Raw genomic sequence first — 23,207 nt, 5'->3', positions numbered from 1 at the left:
GACCGCTGGTTCCCCAGCTCGAAGCTGTGCGGGGCCTGCGGCACGGTCGCGGCGAAGATGCCGTTGAACGTCCGTGAGTGGACGTGTGACTGCGGTGCCGTGCATGACCGCGACGTGAACGCGGCACGCAATATTCTGGCGGCCGGGCTGGCCGCAGCAGCCTGCGGAGACGGTGTAAGACCTCAACGGGAGTCCTCCCGGACGGGGCGGTCGTCGGTGAAGCAGGAAGCCCAGCGGGTGACCGCTGGAATCCCCCGCCTTCAGGCGGGGGAGGAAGTCAAGTGACTGTCAGCCTGGTTGCTCTCGTTGGTCTGGTCGTGGGGAAGAGACAGTCGCGGCCGTGGATCGTCTCGGACGAACTGTGGGCGCTGATAGAGCCGTTGCTGCCCAAACCGGGTCCGAAACTGGTCGAGGGCAGGCCGCGGATACCGGACCGGCAAGCCCTGTGCGGGATCCTGTTCGTGCTGCACACCGGCATCCAGTGGGAGTACCGCCCCAGGAGCTGGGCTTCGACTCGGGCATGACCTGCTGGCGACGCCTGGCCGCCTGGAACGAGGCCGGCGTGTGGGACGAGCTGCACCTGGTGCTGCTGAAGAAGCTGCGGGCCGCGAAGAAGCTGGACTGGTCCCGGGCGGTGATCGACTCCTCCTACGTCAGGATGAACACTGCCGGCAGTCGGTGCGCTTCAGAAGTCCGATGAGGCGGGCCTCCACCTCCATGGTGTACTCACCGGTGTTCAGGGTTCTCGTAGTCGCGGCGGCAGCCGGCATCCCAGGCCGTGCGCTGGTTGCCGTAGGCGGGGATGCCGCCCAGGTCCTTCAGCGCCCGGGCCAGGTGCAGCAGGTTCCAGGTCATGAAGGTGGTGTTGCGGTTGGTGAAGTCGTTCTCCGGGCCGCCCGAGCCGGGGTCGAGGTACGAGGGGCCGGGTCCCGCCTCACCGATCCAGCCTGCGTCGGCTTGCGGAGGAATGGTGTACCCCAGGTGCTGCAGGCTATAGAGGACGTTCATGGCGCAGTGCTTGACGCCGTCCTCGTTGCCGGTGATCAGGCAGCCGCCGACACTGCCGTAATACGCGTACTGACCGGCCTCATTGAGCAGGCTGGAACAGGCGTAGAGGCGCTCGATCACCTGCTTCATCACGGAACTGTTGTCTCCCAGCCAGATGGGTCCAGCCAGCACAAGGATGTCTGCGGCCATAACCTTCTGGTACAGCTCCGGCCAGACGTCCGTCTCCCAGCCGTGCTCCCGCATGTCGGGCCACACACCGGTGGCGATGTCGTGGTCGATCGCACGTACGACGTCCACATGCACCCCTTGTGCGTCCATGATGGCGGTACTACGGTCGATCAGCCCCTGGGTGTTGCTCGTCTCCGGCGAGCGCTTGAGGGTGCAATTGATCACGAGAGCACGCAGGTCGTCGTACCGGGCCGGCGGTGCGTCGGCGGCAGGCAACGAATCGGTCACACCGTCCTCCCGGAGCCCGTCCGCCGCCCTGTTGCGGCGGTTCCTCCACGTGGTCCAGCGTGCGGGCCGACGGCGCCAGGCGCCACCACAGCGGCGCCGAATGGCCCCGGCGGTGCTTACGACGGGCGTGCTTGACGCGGGTTGACCTCTGCCATCCGTCGCACCGATCGACGGCTGATGTGATCGGGGCAGACAGACGTGCGCACGTGCATCTCCTGGGCGCTTGAGGCGCGACCGAGCCACAGAACAGGGCTGCAGCGGTAGACATCGCGCACGTGGGTGGCCTTCCTTGTCTGTAGGACGAAAGCATGGTGAGCCTCGTTGCCACGGCCGATCCTCCCAAGGCGTGAGGTGACGCCGTAACCACAAAGAAATCAGTTCGGGGCCCGGCTACTTGGGGGTGCGTCAGGAAAGGATCCGCACGAGCGCGGAGAGCGCCTGAGGCCATGCAGCGTCGGAGGGCGCCCCGTATCCAACGACGAGGGCATCAGCCATGGCGTTCAGTGACCGTTCATGGCGGTAACGAGACAGGCCAGCCACCTTGAGGCCCTGCCCGGTTGCCGACTGAAGGACCCGCTGCTCGGTCCCGGTCGGCAATCCGAGCACGGTGTGCAGGCCAGCCGCTGTCCCGATGACGCGCACCTTTGGGGCGTGCTGGGCCAGGGCTGCGACGAGAGCGTCTCGTCGATCGCGGTAGCGACGACGGGCAGCACGTACATGACGGTCGTAGGCGCCGGAGGTGATGAATTCCGCCATCGTCAGCTGGCTGAATACCTCGCACGAGTCGATCTGCCCCTTGACCGCCACGGCTTCCTCAGTAAGCGTGGAAGGCAGCGCCATCCAGGCCAGACGCAGGCCAGGAGCAAGGGTCTTGCTGGCGGTACCCAGGTAGACCACGCAGTCGGGGTCGAGTCCCTGGAGCGCCCCGACAGACTGGCGGCCGAACCGGAACTCACCGTCGTAGTCATCCTCCAGAACCAGCCCGCCGGTCCGTCTGGCCCAGTCCACGACGGCCGTCCGGCGATCGCGGTGCAGCGTCGTGCCCAGAGGGAACTGGTGAGCAGGTGTGAGTAGGACCGCATCGGTGCCGACGGGCGGCACCGGGTCGGTCCCGTGGATATCCAAGGGAAGCGGGAGGGTCTTCAGCCCAGCAGCCGCCAGGAGGCCCCAGTGCCTGTCCAGGCCGTAGGACTCGACGGCGACGTTCCTCGCCCCCCGCCCGGCCAGGACTCCGCTCAGGATCTGCAGGCCGTGGGAGACGCCGGCGCAGATCAGTATGTGCTCCGGACTGGCGTACACGCCCCGGTTTCGAGCGAGATGGTCTGCAAGTGCGGCCCGTAGTTCCGGCCGACCGCGGGGGTCGCCGTAGCCGAGTGCATCGTCGGGGGCCGCCGCCAGTGCGCGGCGTGTGGCCTTCAGCCAGGCTGCACGAGGAAAGGCGGCGAGGTCCGGGTTACCTGGGATCAGGTCGTGGCAAGGGTCGCCGCGCGGCTCGGCGGCCGAGCGCGCCAAGATCGGCGGAGTGATCATCCTGTCTGCCACGAGTGTGCCGGAGCCTCTGCGAGCGGTAAGCCATCCCTCGGAGACGAGGTCGGCATAGGCGTCAGCCACGGTGTTGCGGGCAAGGCCGAGGTCGGCGGCGAGCCGGCGGGAGGAGGGCAGCCGTGTCCCCGGGGCCAGGTGGCCGGTGCGGACAGCCTCGCGCACGGCTCCGGCCAGCGCACGGCGCACATCTCGTCCAGCTCGTATCAAATCATTTTCAAAGGCCTGCCGTAGTTGCCCTGGACTGATCCTGGTGCGGGCGCCGAGGGGCTCGACAGCGGCCGCGTTGTTGATCGGAACATCGACTGGGTCGCTGGACAGCAGGTCGCCGATGGCCGTGGTGCGCTGGTTGTCGTTGTTCGGATAGGTAGTCACGACGCGAACCTCAACACTCGACGCAGTCGTGCTGATGGTGTTGGCGGTTTCGTCGAGTTGGTCGGCGGTGCGGGCGAGAAGGATGAAATCGACTCCGGCCTGGGAAAGTCCGGTTGAGATCGCTGCGCCAATGCCGTGGCCAGAGCCGATGATCAGTGCGGTCTTGCCGACAAGCCCAGCTGTCATACATGAGGGAAGTTCCTTTCGACGCGGTGTGTGGGATGGGCTCTCCCACGTCTCGTGGCGCACCACGCGACTCCGATGAGCGAGAAGGTCTACCGGATTGCTTCTGCACCTATCTGATGAGCGTCGATCCTTCGCGCCGCCTTACCGAGATTTCGCTGTTGCGCTTGTTCCTCGACGTCCTCGCGGCCCACCCCTATCGATCAGAGGCGCCGGATGAAGGCGATTGTGGTGACGGACCAGGCGGCTGCGGGAACGGCCGGGATGACGCTCGTGGAGCGGCCAGGGCCGCAGGCAGCGTTTCATGCGTCGGGATGCACGCCGGGTGAGCAGACGTGGTTTCTCGACCTGGACCGATCGCTTCGGCCGCGACCGGACGCCGTCGATTCCCGGGCAAGAGCTGGCCGGAGTCGTCAGCGCTCTCGGCTATGGCACGACGGGGCTGTCGGTGGGCCAGCGGGTGTTCGGCCTCGCGGACGGACATTGGAGCGGCACCCTGGCGGAGTATGTGGCGATCGAGGCGCGTAACCTCGCGCCGCTGCCGGTCGACGTCGACTGTTCGGTGGGCGCGGCCCTGCCGATGCCGGGCCTGACCGCGTGGCAGGTGCTGTTCGAGCACGGCCGCCTTCAGGCGGGGCAGAGCGTCCTCGTGCACGGCGCGGCCGGCGCAGTCGGGTCGATGGTGACGCAGCTGGCACGAGAGGCCGGCGCCTACGTCATCGGCACCGGACGTACCGCCGATCGACAGACGGCGCTCGACTTCGGCGCGAGGGAGTTCGTCGACCTCGAGAACGGCGCCCTGGAAGACATCGGCGGAGTCGATCAGGTGTTCGATATCATCGGTGGAGGCATCGGTAGGCGGTCCGCAGGCATGATCCATGCCGGAGGAACGTTGGTGTCCGTCGCCGGCCCACCCGAGGCCCGGCCCGCGGACGGCCTGGCGCGACCAGGCTGGCATTTCCCGAGCACCTGGTAGAGATCGAGTTCATCGCCAAGATATAGCCAGCTACAGCAGCCGAAAACTTGACCCCGCTGCCGCTCATCGTCGCCGCCGGGCTCGTTGGCGGGTACTTAACGCACTATCTCCGCAGCGGCTGGGGCCCGTTTACGCTTGCTCGCGATCGTGGTGTGGGCGGCATTCCTCGCTTGGGCCGTGCACCCCACCCTCGCGGGCGTCGCGATCGCACTTTCGCTGAAGCCGCAGGACGCCGAGCACGCGCCGGAACTCGCGCGCACCTTCCGCCAGGCGCGCAACACCGAGGACGCCCGCGCCGCTGCGAACAGCCTGCGCGAATCGATCTCGATCAACGAGCGACTTAGTCGGCCCACGCCCCGTACGTCATCCTGCCCCTATTCGCCTCGCCGACGCAGGTGTCGTGCTGAGTCGCGAGGTCCTCGCCGGCGCGGCGGGCCAGATAATGTTGTTGCAGGACGACGAGGTCCTATCGCTCGACGATGGTCAGGGAGCGGCACATGGACACCTCGGATGAACTTCTTCAGAAGGCCACACCCTCGGCTCTTTTGACCCTGGACGGTGTCATCCGCTCCCTCAACGCCGCGATGGCCACCGCACTGGGCAGGCCGTTGGAACAGTGCGTGGGTCACGGCTTTGTTGATCTACTCTCCGAGGAGCAGCGCATCTCGGCTGAGAGCCTGCTGACGTACGGGGCCACGCCGATGATGCTTGCGATGCGTGTGCTGGAACTCCCCGGCACGAGCACCGCATCTGTGGTCTGCCTCGTCGAGGCCCAACCGGTGACGGATCCCCTGAGCGGCGAGCGGCTTGTGTGGGTGCATTCGTTGGACGCGAGGCACGACCTCGGCGGTCTGCTGATCCCATTCCAGCTTGCGGCTAAGGCTGCCGGCCTCGGCCTCTGGATGTGTGCCCCCGATGAGCACCAGGTGGAGTGGCTGGGTGGCGCGCCCGCCCTGGCCACGCTCTTCCCACAGGGTTCGGTGCCCCTGTCCAAGGTCATCAGGCGAGTGCACCCTGATGACCGGAAGGACGTGCAGCGGCTTGTGCGCTCGTCCCCCGCCCAGTCCCCGTGGATCAAGTCGCGGTTCCTCACCGAGCATGATGGCTGGCGTGTCCTCGCAGGCCAGACCCGGCGGATCCAGTTGGGATACGGCGGGCCGGAACGGGTCTTCGCGGTGATCCGTGACGACACCCAGTCGGAGGCACACCGCCAAGAGATGCTGGCCGAGGTGAGCGCGGAGCGAGAGCGTGCCGACGGGATCACTGCGTTCTCCTCCGCCCTGTTCACCGCGGCCACCGAGCAGGAACTGCAGCAGGTTGTCCTGGCCCGGCTCGCCGCGGCCGTCGGAGGTTCCGGCGCCCTCTTCGCCGTCGTCGACGAGGGGCGCTTGCGGGTCTCCTCGGATGCCGGGATCCCCACGTGGGAGGCTGATGCTCTGCACGGCCTGTCGCTGGATGAGGACCGGCCGTTGCCCTGCGTGATCCGTACCGGTCAGGCGCAGTTCTTCCCCAACCACGAGGAGCTTGTTCGCCGTTGGCTGCATGATGACAGTCTGCCCCTGCCGCGCCCAGTCCCCGGCACTGCCTTGTCGATCACCCCCCTCAGCCCGGTGGGCGACCGGCCGCTCGGTGCCTGGGTGGTGACGTACGACAGTGAGAAGCCCCCGTCTCCAGAGAAGCTCGCCTTCATGACGGCTCTGGCCGAATTGGCAGGCCAGGCACTGAGGCGCATCAGGTTGCAACAAGCCCACGTCGAGCTGTCCACGGCACTCCAACAGAGCATGCTCCCGACGCTGCCGGAGCACCTCCCAGGCCTGGAGATCGCCGCCCGCTATCAGCCCAGCCGGGATGGGCTGGATATCGGCGGAGACTGGTATGACGCGTTCTTCCTACCCGACGGTGCGGTCGCACTCGAAATCGGCGACGTTCAAGGGCACGACGTCGATGCCGCGGTTTTCATGGGCCAGGTGCGCTCGTCCATGCGCGCGATCGCCGCCCACGAGCCTGATCCGGGAACGGTGCTGACGCGTACCAACGAGTTGCTCGTCGCGATGGACGCGCCACGCTTCGCAAGCTGCACCATGCTGCACCTCGATCCGCATGACGGACAGGTCATCGCCACCAGCGCAGGCCATGTGCCACTGCTCCACGCACGCGACGACGGCAGCCACACCATCCGCACACTTCCCGCCGGGCCGGTCCTGGGAATCGTGCCTGGCGCCGAGTACCCCGAAGAGACCTTCACCTTGGAAGAGGACACCGCGCTGGTCATGGTCACCGATGGTCTAGTCGAAGGGCCGCGCCTGACCCTGGATTCCGGACTGGAGCGAGCGGGAGCGCTGGCCGGTCGAGCCCTCCAGGATCGGCTCGGCGTCGAGGCGACCGCAGACCGGATACTCGACGCGGTGGCCGCGGTGGACCACCTCGACGACGTGGCCGCGCTGGTCATCCGACGCGCATGAGACTCGATGCGCCTCCGTGGGAGGGAAGCCGCCCTCCGGCCCGAAACGTCAGGTGCCCAAGCCTGTCTCACCCCTCCAGGGGAAGCTGGCGAGCGCTCGGTGGGTTGCCGGGATGCTTCGAGCGGCCCGCCCGGCCCCGAGGTCCGAGAACCGGAGGCCGACGATCCTGCCCCCTTCCACAACGAGCAAAAGCGGCCGTTCTCGTCGACGGACCATGTGCCCTCTGTCTTGATGTCCGCCTCGACGTAGCGGGTGGCTCCGTCGGGGTCGAAGGACTGTCTCGCGCCGTCGCTGTAGACGAGGCTTCCAGCAGTGACAGCGGTTGGTATCTGCTCCGGTGGCGCCGGTGCGCCGTCTTCAGCGGACACATTGTCGAGGTTCCTGAGCACTCTATGGTTCTCCCGTCGCGGCCCAGCGGGTTCCGCCGGCGCAGGTCGGTCGGAATGGTGCAGCCGCACGCGGGGAGGGACGTTGGCCTCGTGCGGAGGGCGTTGGGGACCGACAGCGCTGCTGCCGCACAACTCGTGCGCGACCCCGGCACCCCGCTCCCTGCCCGCCTTACTCCTCACGGGTGGGCCACTGGGTCAGCGAGACCTTGCCGGCGCTCGAGGCGACGCGCCGCCGAGGCAACCGCGTCAAGCCACGGTTTTGAGGGCCCTTGGGCAGCCGCCATTCCGGGCGGATGCGGTGGCAGGTGTACCCGTACGGATAGCGCTGCAGATAGTCCTGGTGCTCTGGCTCGGCCTCCCAGAAGGCGCCGGCGGGCGTCACCTCCGTGACGACCTTCCGCGGCCACAGGCCGGAGGCGTCGACCTCGGCGATCGTGGCGTCTGCGACGCGCCGCTGCTCATCACCGAGATAGAAGATGGCCGACCGGTAACTCAAGCCGGCGTCGTTGCCCTGCCGGTTCAGCGTGGTGGGGTCATGTACCTGGAAGAAGAACTCGAGGAGGGCCCGGTAGTCCGTCCGCGCCGGGTCGTAGGTGATCTCGATGGCCTCCGCATGGCTGCCGTGATTGCGGTAGGTCGGGTTGGCCGTCTCGCCCCCCGTATAGCCGACACGCGTCGAGACCACTCCGTCGAGGGTCCGAAACAGCTCCTGCATGCCCCAGAAGCACCCGCCTGCCAGAATTGCTCTCTGGTGTGCCATACCGTGTTGCCCTCCTGCTGATTCCGCCGTCCGGAAACAACGGGCCGGAACGCATGGACCAGCGCTCTATCGACCTGGCCGTGTCCCGCTGGCACCGTGCGCTGCGGCTCGGGGCGCCGCGACGGCGGCCGTGCCGCGCCCACAGTGGTTAGCTGCACGGTCCGCGGACTCCTTACGCCCTTTGCGGCCCCGTTCGAAATCCAGCGGAGCAGGCTCAGACGGGAGGGCGTCGGAGGTGAGACGTCCTGTGCGCGGAGACGGCGGGCACCCTGCGGTGATCCGCCTGGACATCGACCACCTGCCCAGCAGAGCAACCCCCAAGCCGGCCTGACTGTGGTGGTCTGGCACCGACGCCCGCGCCACCGACATCGACCGCCTCTGGCAGGCATACCTGCGGCGCTTCGACATCGAGCACACCTTCCGCCTGTTCAAATAGACCCTCGGCTGGACCACCCCGAAGATCCGAAGCGGCCGACCGATGCAGGGCAGCAGAGTCCACCAGGCGCAGCCGCTAACCAGCACGTAGATGATGGCCGCGAACAGCGTCTCATCAGGTGTGTCCTGCGTCCCGCCGGCCTGGGGCGCACCTTCGACGGCGGGATCAGCGGCTTCGCGATCTCCCACAGCCCGTCCGGTGGTCAAGGTCACCCTCGCCGACGGCAAGGGGTTCGAGGCCGAGGTCCTGCTCGTGGCCGTCGGCCGCGGGCCGGTCTCCCGGGGCCTGGGCTACGAGGAGGCCGGAGTCGCCTTGGACCGCGGCTACGTTCTCGTCGACGAGTACATACGCACCAACGTGCCGACCATCTCCGCCGTCGGTGAACCTGGTACCCACGCTCCAGCTCGCGCACGTCGGCTTCCCTGAGGTCAGGTGAGAGGGCCGTCCGGGATTGGCTCGACGCGGGGAGAGCACCCCCGCCGCAGCTCCTCGCTGCCGCCGGTCCTGTGCTCCTGGCCGCGGAGGAGGGGCGTGGGCCGTTCTGTCCTCAGGGGTGGCGGCGCCGGAGGGCATCAAAAAAGGACTTTGAGGTCCCTTTTGGCGTCTGCTAGCGTTCTCACTGGTAATTTGACCAAGGTGGCGGAACATGCGCGCGACAAGAATAACTCCCGGCTGACTGAGCGCGGGCGGGCGACTCGAAAGCGCATTTTGAGGGCCGCCGCTGACATGATGTACGTCAAGGGCGTCTCGTCCACGACCCTCGACGAGATCAGGGCGGTCAGCGGAACGAGCAAATCCCAGCTCTACCGTCACTACCCCGACAAGGATGCGCTGGTGCGGGACGTTGTCGCATTGCAGGCTGCGGAATTGCTCGAACGTCAGCACCAGCAACTGCAGCGGCTCAACTCTCTCCGCGGGCTGGAGCGCTGGCGGGACGCACTGATCGAACGCAACGCGCTCCGAAACGGAGCGTACGGCTGCCCGCTCGGCTCCCTTGCAAGCGAGCTGGCCGATCAGGACGAAGAGGCGCGTAAGGCTATCGCCCGGCACTTCGACACCTGGGAGGGCCTGCTCGAGGCCGGGCTCGAGCGGATGAAGGACTCCGGAGTCCTCCGCGCAGACGCGGACGCCGAAGAGCTCGCCACCAGCCTCATGGCCGCCCTTCAAGGCGGCTACCTCCTTGCCCAGACAGCCCAGGACGTCAAACCCATGAGGATCGCCCTAGGCATGGCGATCGGCCACGTCAAGGCCTATGCCGTGCTCGCCGAGGACGGCGATCCGCCGGCCGGGGCACGGGAGGACGCTTACAACGGCTAACGTTGCCGGTAGGTGATCAGGCAGCAGGCGAGTCTGAGGAACGCTTCGTGCATGTCTGCTCGTCGTTCCCAGCGCACACGCAGCCGGCGGAAGCCGTGCAGCCAGGCAAAGGTCCGCTCGACCACCCACCGGTGGACGCCCAGGCCGGTGCCGTGCTCGGTGCCGCGCCGTTCTATGGCGGGCACGATGTCGCGGGCGCGGACCTCCTTGCGATAACAATCGTGGTCGTAGCCGCGGTCCGCGTACAGCGTGACCGCTCGGCAGCGTGGTCGGCCGACTCTGCCCCGGATGGGCGGGACGGCGTCCAACAGGGGCAGGAGCTCGGTGACGTCGTTGCGGTTGCCGCCGGTCAGGATGACGGCGAGCGCGGTGCCGTGTTCCGTCGGTGATCAGGTGTTGTGTTGGCCGTTGTAAGCCGTCTGGGGTGAGGCGGCGCGGAGAAGCCCTGGTCTGGCGCCACAGGCGATTGCGTCGCGGTCTCCGTGCCGGATTGGACTTCGCCGTCCTCCCGGCCGGCGGAGGCGGCCCGGCCGGGGACGAGACGGCGGGAGGATGCCTTCGTCCGCACGCTCGGTGCCCGCATGTGACCCAGCCGCCGACCGAGAACGGCAGCCCTCGGTACAAGAGGCAGGTCTCCTCCATGCTAGACGGGACTATTTAGTCCTGAAAATTCGCCGATCTGCTGTACGTTTGGGGAGAGCGGTCCCTTGCGGACAGCCAAGCAGTCAAGTCTCACAAGGATCTCCAGGGCGGTAGGCACTATGCATGCAGGTGTCCAGTTCTCAGTGCTCGGCCCGGTCCGGCTCCACAGGCAGGGGAGTGAGGCCGGAGCTGGTCAGCCGAGGCAGTGCGCCGTGCTCGCTTCGCTGTTGCTCAGGGCGGGCAAGCCTGTAAGTCTCTCGAGACTGGTGGATGACGTGTGGGGCGACGAGGCTCCACCGTCGGCCGTAGGCTCCGTGCGCACGTACGTTTACAGGCTCAGGCAGGCACTGGGGGAGCAGAGTGACAGCTCCGTGAGCCTGGTCGACGGGGGCTACCTGCTGCACATCCAACCGGACGCTCTGGACCTGAACAGATTCAAGGAGACGACGGCAAGGGCGAGGGAGGCGCGTAGCACCGGCGACCTGGAGTCTGCGGCGAGCCTGCTGACCGAGGGCCTCAAGATGTGGAAAGGAGTGGCGCTCGCTGGGGTCCCGGGGCCGTTCGCGGACCAGCAGCGCAGCGTCCTCGGCGAGATGCGCCTCGCCTGTGCGGAGGAGCAGCTCGCCTGCGAGGTGGAGAGAGGGCACTACGCCGAGGCCGCCGCGGAACTGTCCGCTCTGCTTGTCGAGCACCCGCTTCGAGAGCGCGTATGCGGCCTCCTCATGACTGCGCTCTACGGCGCCGGCCGGCAGTCCGAGGCGCTGACGATCTACCACACGACCAGTCATTTGCTGCGTCAACGCCTCGGCGTCAGCCCGTCGCCGGAACTGCAGCAAGTCCACGAGCGCATCCTCTCCGGGCGATTCCAGCTCCCGCAAACCGCCGACCGCCCGAAGGGCGCGCCAGCGACGCCCCCGCCGCACGCCCCGGCTCAGCTCCCGGCCGCCCTGCCGAGCCTCGTCGGCCGTGAGAGAGAGCAGGAGCAGGTCGAGCGCTTGGCCGCCGATGCAGAGGCGTCGTCCTCTGTGGCCATCTGCGCGGTCGGCGGACTGGCCGGCGTCGGCAAGACGGCTTTCGCCACCACCGTCGCGCACCGTCTGGCTGACCGCTTCCCGGACGGCCAGCTCTTTGCAGACCTGCAGGGGGCCGGACCGGAGGCCGAGCCGCGGGACCCCGCGCATGTGCTCGAGGACTTCCTGCAGGCATTGGGGGTCCGCGTCGAGGACATCCCCGAGACTGCGCAGGCACGGGGGCTCATGTTCCGCGGCTTGCTGGCCAACCGCCGAGTGCTCGTCCTGCTCGACAACGCATGGAACACGGACCAGATAAAGCATCTCCTCCCCGGAGGCCCCGGCTCCATGGTCCTTGTCACCAGCCGCATGCAACTGCACGCGCTCGTCGCCGCCTACCAGGCACTTCCCCTGACACTCATGCCCCTGAGCCAGACGGACGCACGCAGCCTCCTCGCGCGCCGACTCGGCGCAGCGAGGACAGCAGCTGAACCAGAGGCCGTCGACCGCATCATCCGGCTGGCCGGGCAGCTGCCCTTGGCCCTGGCCAACGTCGCCGCCCGCGCGGCGTATCGACCCCAGCTGCGTCTGGCGAGCCTGGCCGACGAGTACGAGGCACCGGAGCACAGCACCCTGGACGCCTTCGCGAGCGACGAGGACCAGACGCTCGACGTCCGCGAGTCCATTACCCGCTCGTACCGCCTGCTCGACACGGAAACAGCCGCGCTCTTCCGCGACCTGAGCGCCTGCCCAGGCCCCATGTTCGCGGCATCGCAGGTTGCGGACCTGGCCGGACGGCCCGAGCGCCGGGTCCGCCAGGCCTTGTCGCGCCTCACCCGAGCGCACCTCGTCGCGGAGATCGGCCCGGGTCGGTACAGCTGGAACCGGCTTGTGGCCGCCTACGCAGTGGAGCAGGCGGGGCAGAGGTTCCTCGACCAGGGCAAGCCGGCCCGTCCCTGGGGCGGGCAGAGACCAGCATCCATGTCGTTGTCACAGGCACCCTGCGGAGACGTTGCCACGGCCAGTAGCCGTGACCGAGCAGTTCTCGAAGGGGGGCATGCTCTACCGGGCGGCACCGTTCTACGAGAAAGAACCGACCAAAGAGTATGAGCGCCGCGTCCCTTTGCGTGGTTCGACGGCGGGCGGACCGGGTCCAGCCTGTTCGCCTCGATGTACCGCGCATAGTCGGCCGGAGAGTCTCCACTACGGCTGCATTCACCGTCTACGACAGGATCGGCGGAGGCCCTCCAGGAGGTTCCGACGCCAGGGAGCATCTCGTCCGTGGGAGTGCAACGCTCCGCTCGGGCCTGTCGGCGGCCAAGGCAGAACAGTTGGCGTCGGGCGCACGAGCGCCCAGGCTGCTCTACGAAAGACGCGGGAAGACGGGCGAGTCCGAGCTGCCCAAACCGAAGGGGCGATGAGCCGGGGAGGACTTCCTGGCCCTCCGTAGCGGGTCCGGCAGGCTCTATGTCGGCCCGCCCAGGACAGGTGCATCCCCGGAACACCCGCTGTCGCCGGGACGGTATACGCCCTTCCCCGCACTTTCGGCCCGGCAGCGGCTGCCAGGGCAGACGCGTCAAGCAGCCTCGGTAGGCGTTGAGGCCGGTCGGACCTACCCGCTCACCCAGACCAGTCGCCAGGCCCGCTGCGGAGGAGCCGGGCCGGGTGCCAAGCCCTGGACTGTCCGAAGCGGGCTGACACCGCACGCCGGGCGCAGCCGGCGTGGTCTGGGCGCTGAGAGAGGAAGCGACGATGAAAACAATGCATTTCCCACCGGAACCGGGCACCAGCAGCCAGCGGGAGAGCCCCGCGCAGCGCCGTGCGAGATTCGAAGAGGAAGCCCTCCCGCATCGTCGCGCCCTTTACGCTGCCGCCTGGCGCATGACGCGCCACGCAGCAGACGCTGAAGACCTGGTCCAGGAAGCGTACGCGCGCGCGTATGCATCGTTCGACCGGTTTCATCCAGGCACGAACTTCGCGGCCTGGATGAAGAAGATCATGGTCAATCAGTACGTGTCTACCCGTCGTAGACAGCAGTGCAGACCGCACCTGTGCCTCTCCTCCGAGGTCGAAGACGAGCAGCTGGCGCGTCTTGGCGCCTATGCTTCCGGGGCGCCGAAGTCGGCCGAGGCAGAAGCGCTGGAGAGCATCGTGCATCCCGACCTCCAAGCCGCCTTCCGCCAGATCTCCCCGCCGCGCCGCCTCGCTGTGTACCTCGCAGACGTCGAGGGTCTCTCCTACCGCGAGATCGCGGAAACGATGGGGACCCCTGTGGGCACCGTGATGTCGCGCCTCCACAGGGGGCGGCGGCAGCTGCGTTGGCTGCTGCAGCAGCACACACCCGGGCTGCACACAGCGTGACCGCTTGCCACCGGCGTGGAGGGTCGCGGGCCCGCGTGGGCCGGCCTGCTCACCAGCCGGCCGCGACAGTACGGGAAGGCGCGTCCCACGACGCGCGCGACTTGCTCATCGAAATACGCCGAAACCCCCGTCCGTGAAATCTCGGGATGCGTGCACGGCGAAAGGAAAACCGCGACTTCGCGTAGACGGCCTGTAGATCAGGCTCGTGATTGGCTTGTCCGCACGAGATGACCTGAGGATTGAAGGCAATGCGCTCTGCGGATGTCAAAAGAATGTGCCACTCGGCTCCAGACGGACGTGACGGAAGCAGCGGCAGCGCCCCGGCAGCACGGCCCGCCGAGGGCCGAGGGCAACTCGACCCGGAATCCGCCGCCTGGGTGGACGCGCTCGAGGACGGCCGTGGGCCGCAGTACGAGCAGGCGTGCACGCGGCTGCACGAAATGCTGGTGCGGATTGCCATGGACGAAGTGTTTCGCCGGGGTCCTCGTTACCGGATTACCGGGCCCGAGCTGAACGATCTCGCCCACCAGGCGGCCGCCGACGCACTGATGAGGATCACACGCAAAATCCGGGAATTTCGAGGCGACGCCAGGTTCACCACATGGGCGTACCGATTCGTCGTACTTGAGGTGTCCAACAAGCTGGGCCGCCATTTCTGGCGTGTTTCAAATGCCCGGGTCGACTTGGACGAAGGGGCGCAAGTGCCCGACCGCTCCGGTATCGACCCCGTCAGCCACTGGCAGGCGCGAGAGCTGGTCGAAGCCGTGCGTGACGCAATCGAGACACTGAGCGCCCGCCAGCGGCAGGTTTTCACCGCCATCGTCAACGGAGTCCCCCTGGAAGCGCTGGCCAGTGAGCTGGAGACGAACCGCAACGCGCTCTACAAGACGATGTTCGACGCTCGTAAGAAACTGCGAGCTCAGCTGATAGCCAGTGGACATCTCAGCGCCGCGGGCTGATGCTGCGGCGACTACGTCGGCTCGGGCAGCTCTGACCAGGCGGTTCGCACCGCGGCGCCACACGCCCCGGGGGCCTGGCAGTCGTCCTCCTGGACGGACGAGAAAGACTGCGCCCCCAGGTACTAACCTTCCCGAGGCGCCGGAGGTGTGAAATCGCTCCGCTCGGGCGCTCACCTTCAAAGGGGCCCGCAGGGGCCACCCCGGACTATAGCTTGATCTTTAACGTCTGGCGTCGAATGGTGTGTCGAACTTGATCACTCGGTTCGGTATCTGCCGGACATGAAGGCGGCCTTCGCCTGAACATGTGCTCCGACCAAGGAACACACATCCACCCGCCAGAAGTTCGACGAAGCGGTCGCCTTCGCCCCGTCACTGCCAACGCGCGCAACAGCTACTTGACCCCATAGCTGCATGGGGTGTCTTGTCGGCACGAACCTTGTCCGGGCGGGTGCGTGGCCGGCCGGGCCCGAGCCTGGGCACCCCGATACGTCCCAGGACCACCTGGAACTGCGGGGAGTCACCGCGCTGTCCGGCCGTGATCACCAGTGACGTCGGCTTCTGGGCCTGCTCGACTGCCAGGTGGAGCTTGGTGGTCAGCCCGCCCCGGGAGCGTCCGAGCCCGTGATCGTCGGGCTCGGCGAAGACGCCACCGGGCGGCTCGATCTGCAGATCCCCTTTTTGCGGGCACCCGCCGCATGCTGGTGGGCGCGGGCGATGGTGGAGTCCACCGAGATGTCCCAGGTGATCAGTCCTTCGGCGTCGGGAGGCGTTGTCTCCTGCGGTCAGGACCAATTCTTCCTCGTCCATTCCGCCTCAGATCCCGTACTGCTGTGCTGTGGTGACGGCCCAACTGGCGCACTGTCGGCGGACAGGGCACGGCTTGCACACGGCCTGCGCTTCGTCGCCCTGACGCCGGCCGGGGCCCTCCGGGCCTACGGGGAAGAACAGTTCGGTGTCGAGATCCCGGCAGGCCGCGCTTTCGAGCCATGTCGGAATGCTGCTGCCGTCTCCATGGACGCGGTTCACCCCGCTCTCCCGGGAGGAGGGAACAGCATGCGGGAGGTGGTCAGCGACCGGGGATCGGGGTGTTCCGGAGGGGCGTTTCTCATTGCCGCGTGTGCAGCCTGTGTGTGCCGGTTTGGAGCTGGGCCGAGGTTGCTGTGAGAAGGCTGTCCCAAGACTCCTGGAACTTTGCCACGCCCTCGTCCTCCAACTGCTGGACGACTTCGGTGTAGGGGATCCCCAGGCGCTCGATCGCTTCGAGGTCGGCCCGGGCCTCGTCGTATGTGCTGCGGACGTCGCTCCCTGCGGCCAGCCCCTGTGCCTCGACGGCGAGCAGCGTTGCCTCGGGCATGGTGTTCACCGTGCCGGGGGCGATCAGCCCGGCGACGTACTTGGTGGCCTCGTACGCGCTGTCCTTGACGCCTGTGGAGGCCCACAGCGGGCGCTGTTTGTTCGCCCGCGAACGGTGCAGGCGGTTCCAGCGCTCACCAGCGAAGGCCTCCTCGAAGGCTTCGTAGGCCAGGCGGGCGTTGGCGACGGCGGCCCTGCCCCGGAGGGCTCTGGCCTCCGGAGTGCCGAGGGCGTCGAGGCGCCTGTCGACCTCCGTGTCCATGCGGGAGACGAAGAACGATGCGACCGAGGAAATCTGCGACAGGTCGCGCCCAGCGGCGCGGGCTTTCTCGAGGCCCGTCAAATAGGCGTCAGCAACCTGCCGGTAGCGTGCCAGCGAGAAGATCAGGGTCACGTTGACACTGATGCCCTGGGCGATGGTCTCGGCGATGGCGGGCAGGCCCGCCTTGGTTGCAGGGATCTTGATGTATGTGTTCGGGCGGTCTACGAGCCAGGCCAAGTGACGTGCCTCGGCGATCGTCGCCGTGGTGTCGTGAGCCATGTGCGGGTCGACCTCGATGGAGACGCGGCCGTCCTGGCCGGCGTAGGACGCGAGGAAAGCGGGGCGAAGGATGTCGGTGGCATCGCGTACATCCGACGCGATGATGGTGCGGACCGCCTCCTCGGCTGACACTCCGCGAACCGCGAGCTCGGACATTTGGGCCCCGTATTCCGCTCCGTGCGATATTGCGTCCCTGAAGATCGTCGGGTTGGTCGTGACGCCCACCACGTGGCGGCTGCTGATCAGCTCCGCCAGGCTGCCCGAGATGATCCGCTCGCGCGACAGGGTGTCCAGCCACACGGACACACCAGCGTCGGAGAGGTCCTTCAACGCGCTTGTCATGTTTCCCGCACCTTCCAGGGGTGGTGAGGCGGGCCGTGCAGGCCGCCTGAGCGTGCCTACGTCTGGCTGGGAGCCTTGACAGGCTATGGTCGTCGGTTTCTGCTCAGCGACTCCGCGGCGGTGATCAGGGAAGCACCCGGCAGCACCACGTCCTTGATCAGAAATTGGCCGGGCGGCGAGAGCTTCGGCTCTCGGCCCCGCTGGTGCCGAGCGTGACGGTGAACATGCCGGCCGCGAGCAGGCTGTCGGCTGCCGAGACTCTGGGCGCCCACCGTCCGGTGGAGATCATCCCGGCGATCGTGATCTCAGTGATCCCGATGGCTCTGGCCAGTCTTGTCTCTCCGAGCTCTCTCAGCGGCCGTCGCAGCAGTGGACTCGAGACGGCCACAGGGCGAATGTTCTCCACCTCGTAATTCTCGAACTTGAGCCGTCCGATGCTGGCGGGGTTCAGTGCGAGTCCGAATCGGCTCGCCGTGATCCCTGCGGAGTGCAACCTGGCGATGGCGGTGTGCGCGGCCGTGGATTCTTCTGTCTTCGCACAGGGGCTGCCCTCGACGGCCGGTCCGTGGTGACGTCTGCGCTTCCCGGCGCAGCCGCAGGCCCGAGGCGGACTCTGCCCGAGTGTCGTGTGTGCACCGGCCTCAACCCGTGCCCCTCGACTCGGCCGAGCGGGAGGGACGCTTTCTTGGCACTTCTCCCATCATGTCAAGGCACTGCGCCGCCGGCATCCCAGGGTCGGCCGGCGCGGCTACAGCGCATCACGCTTACTCGTGGGCAGGACGTCAGCCCCAGCGTCCCAGCGCCAGCTTCGCCCGGGGCGCGGTCGCGCCGACGTGCCTGGGCTGTGGTCTCCAAACACAGAACACGGTGAGGCACCCGACTGCGTCAAAGGGCAGCTTCGTGGCACGGTGGCCGGCTTCGGCTCGTGTCCGCGCGGCAATGGTGTGGTGACCGAATGGAGTTGGCGGACGCGCTCCAAGCAAGCGCTCGCCCATTACCTTGCGCGCGTCAGGCGGAGGCACTGCGCCTGAGCGTCGACTTGTCGGTGTGCAGGCGGGGGTCTGAGAGGACCCGGAAGCGGGCTCCGCCGCTGGTTTCCGAGAGGCGGAGGCTGTGGACTTGCCGCTCCCGCACCATCCAAGGGGGGCGTAGGAGGCCCCGCGGTCGGAGGGCCTGGAGGAGCAGAAGCGGTCGTGGTTGTCGGCGTCGACCGACCGGGTGTCCCTTGTCTGGAGTCGCTCCCGGTGCTGAGGGTGCTTCTGTCGGCGCTGCAGCCCTGCGTGGCGCGGCCGCTGTGGAGGAGGCTTCCTGCGATGAGCGCGGCTGGTACCTGTTCGCCTTGCGCTGCCGGGGCGTTTGCAGCGGATAGGCGCGACGGCCCTGGGCCACATCGCCTCGCCCGCACCCGCATCGCGATCACTCAGGCCCACTCCCATCCCGATGCCCGCGCCTACCTTCAGCGACGCAAGGAAGCGGGCAACACCAGCACCGAAGCCATACGCGCACTGCGACGGCGACTCTCCGACGCGTCTACCGCGCCCTCCTCAACGACGCCCACATCGGCACTCACCAGGACTCCCTTCGGCAAGAAGCCTGATTGACATAGGAGCATGAGGACGCAACGCGGCCCCGACAGGACGCCGGGGCGAGAACGGTGGCCAAGATGCCCTGCAAGGCTGTGAACGCGACACTGAAAGGGTGAGTGACAGTAAGAACCCTCACACGCTAGGCGCAGTTCTCTGGCATACCTATTCGTCACTGGCCACCGCGGAGGAGTGCCGGCGGTTCGGGTCCCGGCCCGGCGGACGGAGGCTCTGGCACACAGCATGCAGAAAGCCGGGCACTCGCAGCCTTCATGCGGCTCTGACCCAGCCGAGGTACCTGACGGCGCCCCGGCGATACGCCGGAGCCCATGGCCATTGGAGAGAGGAAGCTGATGGAGGACGAGACACCGGCTCAGAAGGCAGCCCGCCTGGGGTGCGCCACGCTCGTCGACGCCATGAACCGGGTCCACGGCCACCGAGCGCACATACCCGCCATGTCGAGTCCCGACCCTCTCCGCTATCTCTTCGGGCCTGCAGCCACCATCTCCTATCTCCCCTACCGCGAGGACCTGGTAGCAGAGGGCCATGACTTCCGGTACTACTTCTACGGAGCACTTGGGAACCCGCTGGGGGCGGGCCAGGTGCTCGTGCTCTCCAGCGGAGGGCACGCCGACGTGTCCCACGGCGGGGGCACAAAGCTAGCCAGGGCAGACAGCACCGGGCTGGCCGGCGTCCTCGCCGACGGCCGGCTACGTGACTTCGGCCAGTTGCGTGGCTACAGCTTCGCTACCTGGTGCAGGGGGGAGGCGGTCCGATGGGGCGGCGACACGGTGATGCCCTACGCCTGCGCTGTGGCTGTTGAGATTTCCGGTGTCTGCGTGAGTCCCGGTGACTACATCTACATGGACAGCGCCGGTGGCGTCGTGATGCCCTCCGCCAGCCTGCGGCGGGTGCTTGCCATCGCCGAGGACATCTCAGCCGAGGAAGCGGAGGCCGCGAAGGGCATCAGAGGTGAACAGGTGCAGCCAGGTGAGTAACGATGCAGACCCGCGGTAAGTGGCGGCTGCTGTAGGCCCCCTTCCCGTCGTGCCCAACGCATATCAGCACCCTGCCGAGCTGGACGCCCTCTCCTGGACCCGGTGCGTCCCGTTGGCGCTGCACGAGGTCCCACGCGGTGTCGACGACGGTGATGTCACTCGCGAAAGCCCAGACCGCCAGGTGGTCGGGACCCAGCGTCACGGTGCACGCGACGACCAGTCGGCCGTCGCCGGACGTGACGGCGCCAGGACGATCCTTGCCGCCTGGAAGCACGCGTCCACATCCGTGCCCGGCCTGTCGCGGGCGACCTGCAACGCAGCGTCGCCGCTACGGGCCGGGCACGAGCGATGGGGCAGCTTGGGCAACCCTTCCTCGTCCTCCCGTCCCGGTCGTGAGGGGAGGCAGCCGGGCTCGCGACGGGCGGCCGCTTCTGACCACCACTTCAACGGTCCGCCCGCGGATCGCGCCCTGGGCAGGCCCTCACCCCCGGCCCCTGCACCCCTGCGACACGGTAAGAGTCGGGGCGATGCATGGCGCGAATAGGGCAGAAGAGACACTCCAGCACCGTCTGGGAGGTAGGCATGCCGGAGTACAGCAAGAGCCCACAGCGCATCTCACAGCTCACCGACCAGCAGTACCGTGTGACCCAGCGAGACGAGACGGAGCTCCCGTTCTCCAACGCCTACTGGGACAACAAGGCACCCGGTATCTATGTGGACATCGTGTCCGGGGAGCCCCTCTTCGCCTCGGTCGACAAGTACGACAGCAGGACCGGCTGGCCCAGCTTCACGAGGCCTCTGGAGTCCGGCCACGTCGTCGAGAGGCCCGATACCAGCCACGGCATGGTCCGCATCGAAGTACGGTCGGCTCAAGGGGACAGCCACCTCGGGCACCTGTTCCCGGACGGGCCCAGCGACCGCGGAGGACTGCGGTACTGCATCAACTCCGCCTCGCTGCGCTTCGTCTCCCTGGAGGATCTGGAGCAGGAGGGCTACGGCCAGTACCTGAGCGTCTTCGAGACGACGGAGGACGACGCCGCCGAGAGCCGATGACCGGCAATCAGGGCAGGGCCCCGGAGCTGGAACGGCATGGCGGCTCGACGCCCCGTCTTGCGGCTCCGGGCCCAGCAGGGCCCCAGCCGATACCCGTGTACAGCAGGACGGAAAGCGCTCATGTGCTGCGGCGCCCAAGGGGTCGAGTCCCCTCCACGGATCGGAGGCGCCCAAGATAATAGAGCAGACCCCCTCCAATGGGATCATCTTCGCCGCGCTGAGCCAGAAGACGCCCGCCGGACCTCACGAGCAACGGAACCGTGGGGGCCGGGAGAAGGGGAAGGATCGCACAGTGACCAGGAACATCGACAACCTGCACCCGGAAGACGGCGCCATCGTGCCGCCTGAGCAGATCCCCACAGCTGTCACCGCAGGCCGCCTGGCCTACGGCGATGGCACGACCCAGACCTTCCAACCCGACGGTAGCACCTCCTACTTCGAGGCAGGACGCCAGACGGAGGGCACCTGGTCCGTCGATGAGAATGGGCGCTTCTGCTCCTTCTGGCCGCCCTCCTACCAAGCGTCCTACGATCTGCGCTGGGTGGTGGAAGGGGGAGCAGTAGTCGGCCTTCGGTTCTCCGACCTGAGGAGCGGTACCTGCTTCGACGGCCGTTTCCAGTAGCCCCAAGTTCCGCTTGAGGGGCAAACCCGAGCGGTGGCCCACCAGCTTCCAGCGGCCCCGCCTTCCGGTCGTGGCGGGCACCACCGAGCGGAAGGGATGGCCGTTCTTGCCGCCCCGACGACGACGGCCCATCCGCAGGGGAGGCCGTGGGTGGCTCAGTCGGCGCCGACGTGGATCGACAGTACTGTGATGCCGCTCATGTCCAGCCAGACCGTCTCCGGTGCGCGCACCAGACGTAGCATGACTTGTCCACACTGCTGGCAGCGGGCTACCAGTCCCGGTGCCTGGCGGTATAGGTGCAGGAGCGCGACGGGCCCTGTGTTGCTGCAGTGCGCGCACTGGCTGGTCGCTGCTGTCAGGTCGACCGTGAAGAGTTCGGCCAGAGGGCCGGCCAGCGCGTTGCCGTCGATGTAGCCGCCCTCTGCGTCGCGTGGGATGCCGGTGTCTGCCGGTGTGCCTGCCGTCATCTCAGTCTTCTCCTCCGCCGAAGCGCTCTGTGCGGACTCGCTTGGGGTCGTGTCCGAGGAGCACCAGGTAGGCAGCTGCCTTCTCGACGAACGCCGTAGGTCCGCAGACGTAGCAGGTGGGCGCGAAGTCCGGTGGCCATCCGTGGCGTGCCAGGTCGTCGGGTGTGATGCGGCCCGGGGGGCGCGCGGACTGCTGTGGCGCTTCCCGGGTGTAGATGCGTGTGACGTCGACCCCTGGTGTTCCTTGGCGGATTTCTGGCCCGTACAGCAGCTCGGCCGGCGATCGCAGGGAGTACAGCGCCCGGAAGGGAACCCGGCTGCCGGCTGCCCGCCGCGAGCGGATCATGCACATCAGCGGCACCAGCCCGGAGCCTCCGGCCACGAGCAGGACCGGTTCTTGCTGCTCCGGCTGCCAGACGAACCAGCCGCCGACCGGTCCCCGCAGTTCCAGCTGGTCGCCGGGCCTGAGCTCGTCGACAAGGTACGGAGAGACCTCGCCCCCAACGACGCGCTGCACTGTCAGTTCCAGGCGCGTTCCGTCCGGGGCCGAGGCGATGGAGTAACTGCGTTGTGTGCTGTAGCCGTCTTCCGCGGTCAGCCGGATGTCCACATGCTGGCCTGCCAGATGGCCGGGCCATTCCGGCACCTCCAGCACCAGCGTGACGGCCGTCGCGGACTCAGCGCGACGTTCTGTCACCTCGGCGACCCTCCATCGGAGCCGGTCGCCTAGTCTCCGCGATACCGCTGTTCTTGCCACGGGTCTCCGTAATTGTGGTAGCCGGCGCTCTCCCAGAACCCCGGGATGTCGTTCTCCCGCAACTCCAGTCCGTGCACCCACTTCGCGGACTTCCAGAGGTAGAGGTGCGGGACGAGCAGTCGGGCCGGACCGCCATGCTCGGGGGCGAGCGGCCGGCCGTCGTAGCCGTACGCGATCCAGGCCTTGCCGTCCAGAAGATCCTCCAGCGGGAGGTTCGTGGTGTAGCCCCCGTAGGAGGAGACGAGGACGTACTCGGCAGCCGTCTCGACATCGGCGAGCAGGACGTCCAAAGACACCCCCTGCCACCGGGTGCCGAACTTCGACCACTTGGTCACGCAGTGGAGGTCTGCCGTCGGGGTTTCCGACGGCAGCTTCGTGAGGGCGGCCCAGTCCCAGTTGTGCCGCCTCCCGGTCTCCGTGGTGACGGACAGCTCCCACTTGTCTGTGCTAATCCACGGCGTGGGCCCGGCCGAGAGGACCGGAAAGCCCGTGGTCTCGTACTGTCCGGGTGGCAGCTTCCTGCCCGCGGGCGGCCGACGGCCGTGGAAACCGCGCGAGATGATCGCCATGCTGGCCGTCCAATCGGCTCGTCGTAAGCAGGGCTAGCGCCCCTAA

General features: G+C 67.6%; 17 protein-coding genes and 8 pseudogenes. 13 read left to right on the top strand and 12 right to left on the bottom strand.

Annotated elements, in window-relative coordinates; translation table 11 throughout:
* Both ABZ876_RS36025 and ABZ876_RS36020 read left to right on the top strand, forming a co-directional pair.
* On the top strand, positions 1-285 hold a 285-nt coding region (locus ABZ876_RS36025; RefSeq protein ID WP_361789707.1), incomplete at its 5' end, for a transposase.
* A 26-nt stretch (positions 286-311) separates the two neighbouring features.
* A pseudogene (locus ABZ876_RS36020) lies at positions 312-658 on the top strand (transposase); the annotation flags it as partial.
* Between the two features lie 68 nt (positions 659-726).
* On the opposite strand, the gene ABZ876_RS36015 reads toward ABZ876_RS36020, so the two are convergent.
* Together ABZ876_RS36015 and ABZ876_RS36010 are read right to left on the bottom strand one after the other, a co-directional pair.
* Positions 727-1,464, bottom strand: coding sequence for a flavodoxin family protein (locus ABZ876_RS36015; RefSeq protein ID WP_361789706.1), 738 nt, complete (start codon positions 1,462-1,464; stop codon positions 727-729).
* A 405-nt stretch (positions 1,465-1,869) separates the two neighbouring features.
* Positions 1,870-3,567, bottom strand: coding sequence for an aminotransferase class I/II-fold pyridoxal phosphate-dependent enzyme (locus tag ABZ876_RS36010; RefSeq protein ID WP_361789705.1), 1,698 nt, complete (start codon positions 3,565-3,567; stop codon positions 1,870-1,872).
* A 213-nt stretch (positions 3,568-3,780) separates the two neighbouring features.
* On the opposite strand from ABZ876_RS36010, the pseudogene ABZ876_RS36005 reads away from it, so the two are divergent.
* A pseudogene (locus tag ABZ876_RS36005) lies at positions 3,781-4,507 on the top strand (NADP-dependent oxidoreductase); the annotation flags it as partial.
* Between the two features lie 530 nt (positions 4,508-5,037).
* Positions 5,038-7,002 carry a SpoIIE family protein phosphatase gene (locus ABZ876_RS36000; protein ID WP_361789703.1) on the top strand — a complete coding sequence of 655 codons (1,965 nt, stop codon included), beginning with the start codon at positions 5,038-5,040 and terminating at the stop codon, positions 7,000-7,002.
* 660 nt (positions 7,003-7,662) lie between these two features.
* Here ABZ876_RS36000 and msrA read toward each other — a convergent pair.
* Positions 7,663-8,151 (bottom strand): annotated as a pseudogene (gene msrA, locus ABZ876_RS35995) (peptide-methionine (S)-S-oxide reductase MsrA); the annotation flags it as partial.
* A gap of 154 nt (positions 8,152-8,305) precedes the next feature.
* Here msrA and ABZ876_RS35990 point away from each other — a divergent pair.
* A pseudogene (locus ABZ876_RS35990) lies at positions 8,306-8,584 on the top strand (hypothetical protein); the annotation flags it as partial.
* Positions 8,585-8,631: 47 nt separating this feature from the next.
* On the opposite strand, the pseudogene ABZ876_RS35985 reads toward ABZ876_RS35990, so the two are convergent.
* A pseudogene (locus ABZ876_RS35985) lies at positions 8,632-8,777 on the bottom strand (transposase); the annotation flags it as partial.
* 11 nt (positions 8,778-8,788) lie between these two features.
* Here ABZ876_RS35985 and ABZ876_RS35980 point away from each other — a divergent pair.
* Positions 8,789-9,008: pseudogene (locus ABZ876_RS35980) on the top strand (FAD-dependent oxidoreductase); the annotation flags it as partial.
* 215 nt (positions 9,009-9,223) lie between these two features.
* Positions 9,224-9,904, top strand: coding sequence for a TetR/AcrR family transcriptional regulator (locus ABZ876_RS35975; protein ID WP_361789717.1), 681 nt, complete (start codon positions 9,224-9,226; stop codon positions 9,902-9,904).
* Here the strand turns inward: ABZ876_RS35975 and ABZ876_RS35970 are convergent.
* Positions 9,901-10,281 (bottom strand): annotated as a pseudogene (locus tag ABZ876_RS35970) (IS5 family transposase); the annotation flags it as partial. The gene ABZ876_RS35975 and the pseudogene ABZ876_RS35970 overlap by 4 nt on opposite strands.
* Before the next feature lie 384 nt (positions 10,282-10,665).
* Between ABZ876_RS35970 and ABZ876_RS35965 the strand changes: the two are divergent.
* The 3 genes from ABZ876_RS35965 (at position 10,666) to ABZ876_RS35955 (ending at position 14,876) form a co-directional block, all read left to right on the top strand.
* Positions 10,666-12,666: a transcriptional regulator gene (locus tag ABZ876_RS35965; protein WP_361789715.1), complete on the top strand. Its 2,001-nt coding sequence runs from the start codon at positions 10,666-10,668 to the stop codon at positions 12,664-12,666.
* Positions 12,667-13,308: 642 nt separating this feature from the next.
* The gene (locus tag ABZ876_RS35960) at positions 13,309-13,917 is read left to right on the top strand and encodes a sigma-70 family RNA polymerase sigma factor (protein WP_361789701.1); all 609 of its coding nucleotides are present in this window, start codon (positions 13,309-13,311) and stop codon (positions 13,915-13,917) included.
* Between the two features lie 377 nt (positions 13,918-14,294).
* The gene (locus tag ABZ876_RS35955; RefSeq protein WP_361789699.1) at positions 14,295-14,876 is read left to right on the top strand and encodes a sigma-70 family RNA polymerase sigma factor; all 582 of its coding nucleotides are present in this window, start codon (positions 14,295-14,297) and stop codon (positions 14,874-14,876) included.
* 420 nt (positions 14,877-15,296) lie between these two features.
* Here ABZ876_RS35955 and ABZ876_RS35950 read toward each other — a convergent pair.
* From ABZ876_RS35950 to ABZ876_RS35935, 4 genes and pseudogenes are all read right to left on the bottom strand, one after another.
* Positions 15,297-15,622: pseudogene (locus ABZ876_RS35950) on the bottom strand (transposase); the annotation flags it as partial.
* Positions 15,623-15,689: 67 nt separating this feature from the next.
* Positions 15,690-15,902, bottom strand: a complete 213-nt coding sequence (locus ABZ876_RS35945; RefSeq protein ID WP_361789697.1) for a WhiB family transcriptional regulator — start codon at positions 15,900-15,902, stop codon at positions 15,690-15,692.
* Positions 15,903-15,981: 79 nt separating this feature from the next.
* Positions 15,982-17,112: a transaldolase gene (gene tal, locus ABZ876_RS35940; protein ID WP_361789695.1), complete on the bottom strand. Its 1,131-nt coding sequence runs from the start codon at positions 17,110-17,112 to the stop codon at positions 15,982-15,984.
* 157 nt (positions 17,113-17,269) lie between these two features.
* Positions 17,270-17,401 (bottom strand): hypothetical protein, encoded by a 132-nt coding sequence (locus ABZ876_RS35935; RefSeq protein ID WP_361789693.1) that lies wholly within the window; start codon positions 17,399-17,401, stop codon positions 17,270-17,272.
* Positions 17,402-19,024: 1,623 nt separating this feature from the next.
* On the opposite strand from ABZ876_RS35935, the gene ABZ876_RS35930 reads away from it, so the two are divergent.
* From ABZ876_RS35930 to ABZ876_RS35920, 3 genes are all read left to right on the top strand, one after another.
* A complete protein-coding gene (locus ABZ876_RS35930) occupies positions 19,025-19,693 on the top strand; it encodes an RraA family protein (protein WP_361789691.1) in 669 nt (222 codons plus the stop codon).
* A 582-nt stretch (positions 19,694-20,275) separates the two neighbouring features.
* Positions 20,276-20,746 carry a peptide-methionine (R)-S-oxide reductase MsrB gene (msrB, locus tag ABZ876_RS35925; protein WP_361789689.1) on the top strand — a complete coding sequence of 157 codons (471 nt, stop codon included), beginning with the start codon at positions 20,276-20,278 and terminating at the stop codon, positions 20,744-20,746.
* A gap of 292 nt (positions 20,747-21,038) precedes the next feature.
* A complete protein-coding gene (locus ABZ876_RS35920) occupies positions 21,039-21,368 on the top strand; it encodes a hypothetical protein (RefSeq protein ID WP_361789687.1) in 330 nt (109 codons plus the stop codon).
* 155 nt (positions 21,369-21,523) lie between these two features.
* Here ABZ876_RS35920 and ABZ876_RS35915 read toward each other — a convergent pair whose 3' ends face one another.
* From ABZ876_RS35915 to ABZ876_RS35905, 3 genes are read right to left on the bottom strand one after another with little or no spacing between them, the layout of a single operon-like run.
* On the bottom strand, positions 21,524-21,835 hold the full coding sequence (locus ABZ876_RS35915; RefSeq protein ID WP_361789685.1) for a DUF6510 family protein: 312 nt from the start codon (positions 21,833-21,835) through the stop codon (positions 21,524-21,526).
* A 1-nt stretch (position 21,836) separates the two neighbouring features.
* Positions 21,837-22,592 (bottom strand): ferredoxin reductase, encoded by a 756-nt coding sequence (locus ABZ876_RS35910; protein ID WP_361789683.1) that lies wholly within the window; start codon positions 22,590-22,592, stop codon positions 21,837-21,839.
* Positions 22,562-23,161: a sulfite oxidase-like oxidoreductase gene (locus ABZ876_RS35905; RefSeq protein WP_361789681.1), complete on the bottom strand. Its 600-nt coding sequence runs from the start codon at positions 23,159-23,161 to the stop codon at positions 22,562-22,564. Before ABZ876_RS35905 ends, ABZ876_RS35910 begins: the two co-directional genes overlap by 31 nt.
* Positions 23,162-23,207 lie beyond the last annotated feature (46 nt).

The organism is Streptomyces sp. NPDC046931 (assembly GCF_040644655.1).
Classification (GTDB): Bacteria; Actinomycetota; Actinomycetes; order Streptomycetales; family Streptomycetaceae; genus Streptomyces.
The sequence above is the reverse complement of the archived record's forward strand: the minus strand, read 5'-3'. Positions and strand labels throughout refer to the sequence as shown.

What these genes read in the sequence shown, in the direction of transcription:
- ABZ876_RS36010 (WP_361789705.1), bottom strand. Translation starts at nt 3,567, where the DNA reads ATGACAGCTGGGCTTGTCGGCAAGACCGCACTGATCATCGGCTCTGGC.
- msrB (WP_361789689.1), top strand. Translation starts at nt 20,276, where the DNA reads ATGCCGGAGTACAGCAAGAGCCCACAGCGCATCTCACAGCTCACCGAC.
- ABZ876_RS35915 (WP_361789685.1), bottom strand. Translation starts at nt 21,835, where the DNA reads ATGACGGCAGGCACACCGGCAGACACCGGCATCCCACGCGACGCAGAG.
- ABZ876_RS35935 (WP_361789693.1), bottom strand. Translation starts at nt 17,401, where the DNA reads ATGATCTCCACCGGACGGTGGGCGCCCAGAGTCTCGGCAGCCGACAGC.
- ABZ876_RS36000 (WP_361789703.1), top strand. Translation starts at nt 5,038, where the DNA reads ATGGACACCTCGGATGAACTTCTTCAGAAGGCCACACCCTCGGCTCTT.
- ABZ876_RS35965 (WP_361789715.1), top strand. Translation starts at nt 10,666, where the DNA reads ATGCATGCAGGTGTCCAGTTCTCAGTGCTCGGCCCGGTCCGGCTCCAC.
- tal (WP_361789695.1), bottom strand. Translation starts at nt 17,112, where the DNA reads ATGACAAGCGCGTTGAAGGACCTCTCCGACGCTGGTGTGTCCGTGTGG.
- ABZ876_RS35905 (WP_361789681.1), bottom strand. Translation starts at nt 23,161, where the DNA reads ATGGCGATCATCTCGCGCGGTTTCCACGGCCGTCGGCCGCCCGCGGGC.
- ABZ876_RS35930 (WP_361789691.1), top strand. Translation starts at nt 19,025, where the DNA reads ATGGCCATTGGAGAGAGGAAGCTGATGGAGGACGAGACACCGGCTCAG.
- ABZ876_RS35960 (WP_361789701.1), top strand. Translation starts at nt 13,309, where the DNA reads ATGAAAACAATGCATTTCCCACCGGAACCGGGCACCAGCAGCCAGCGG.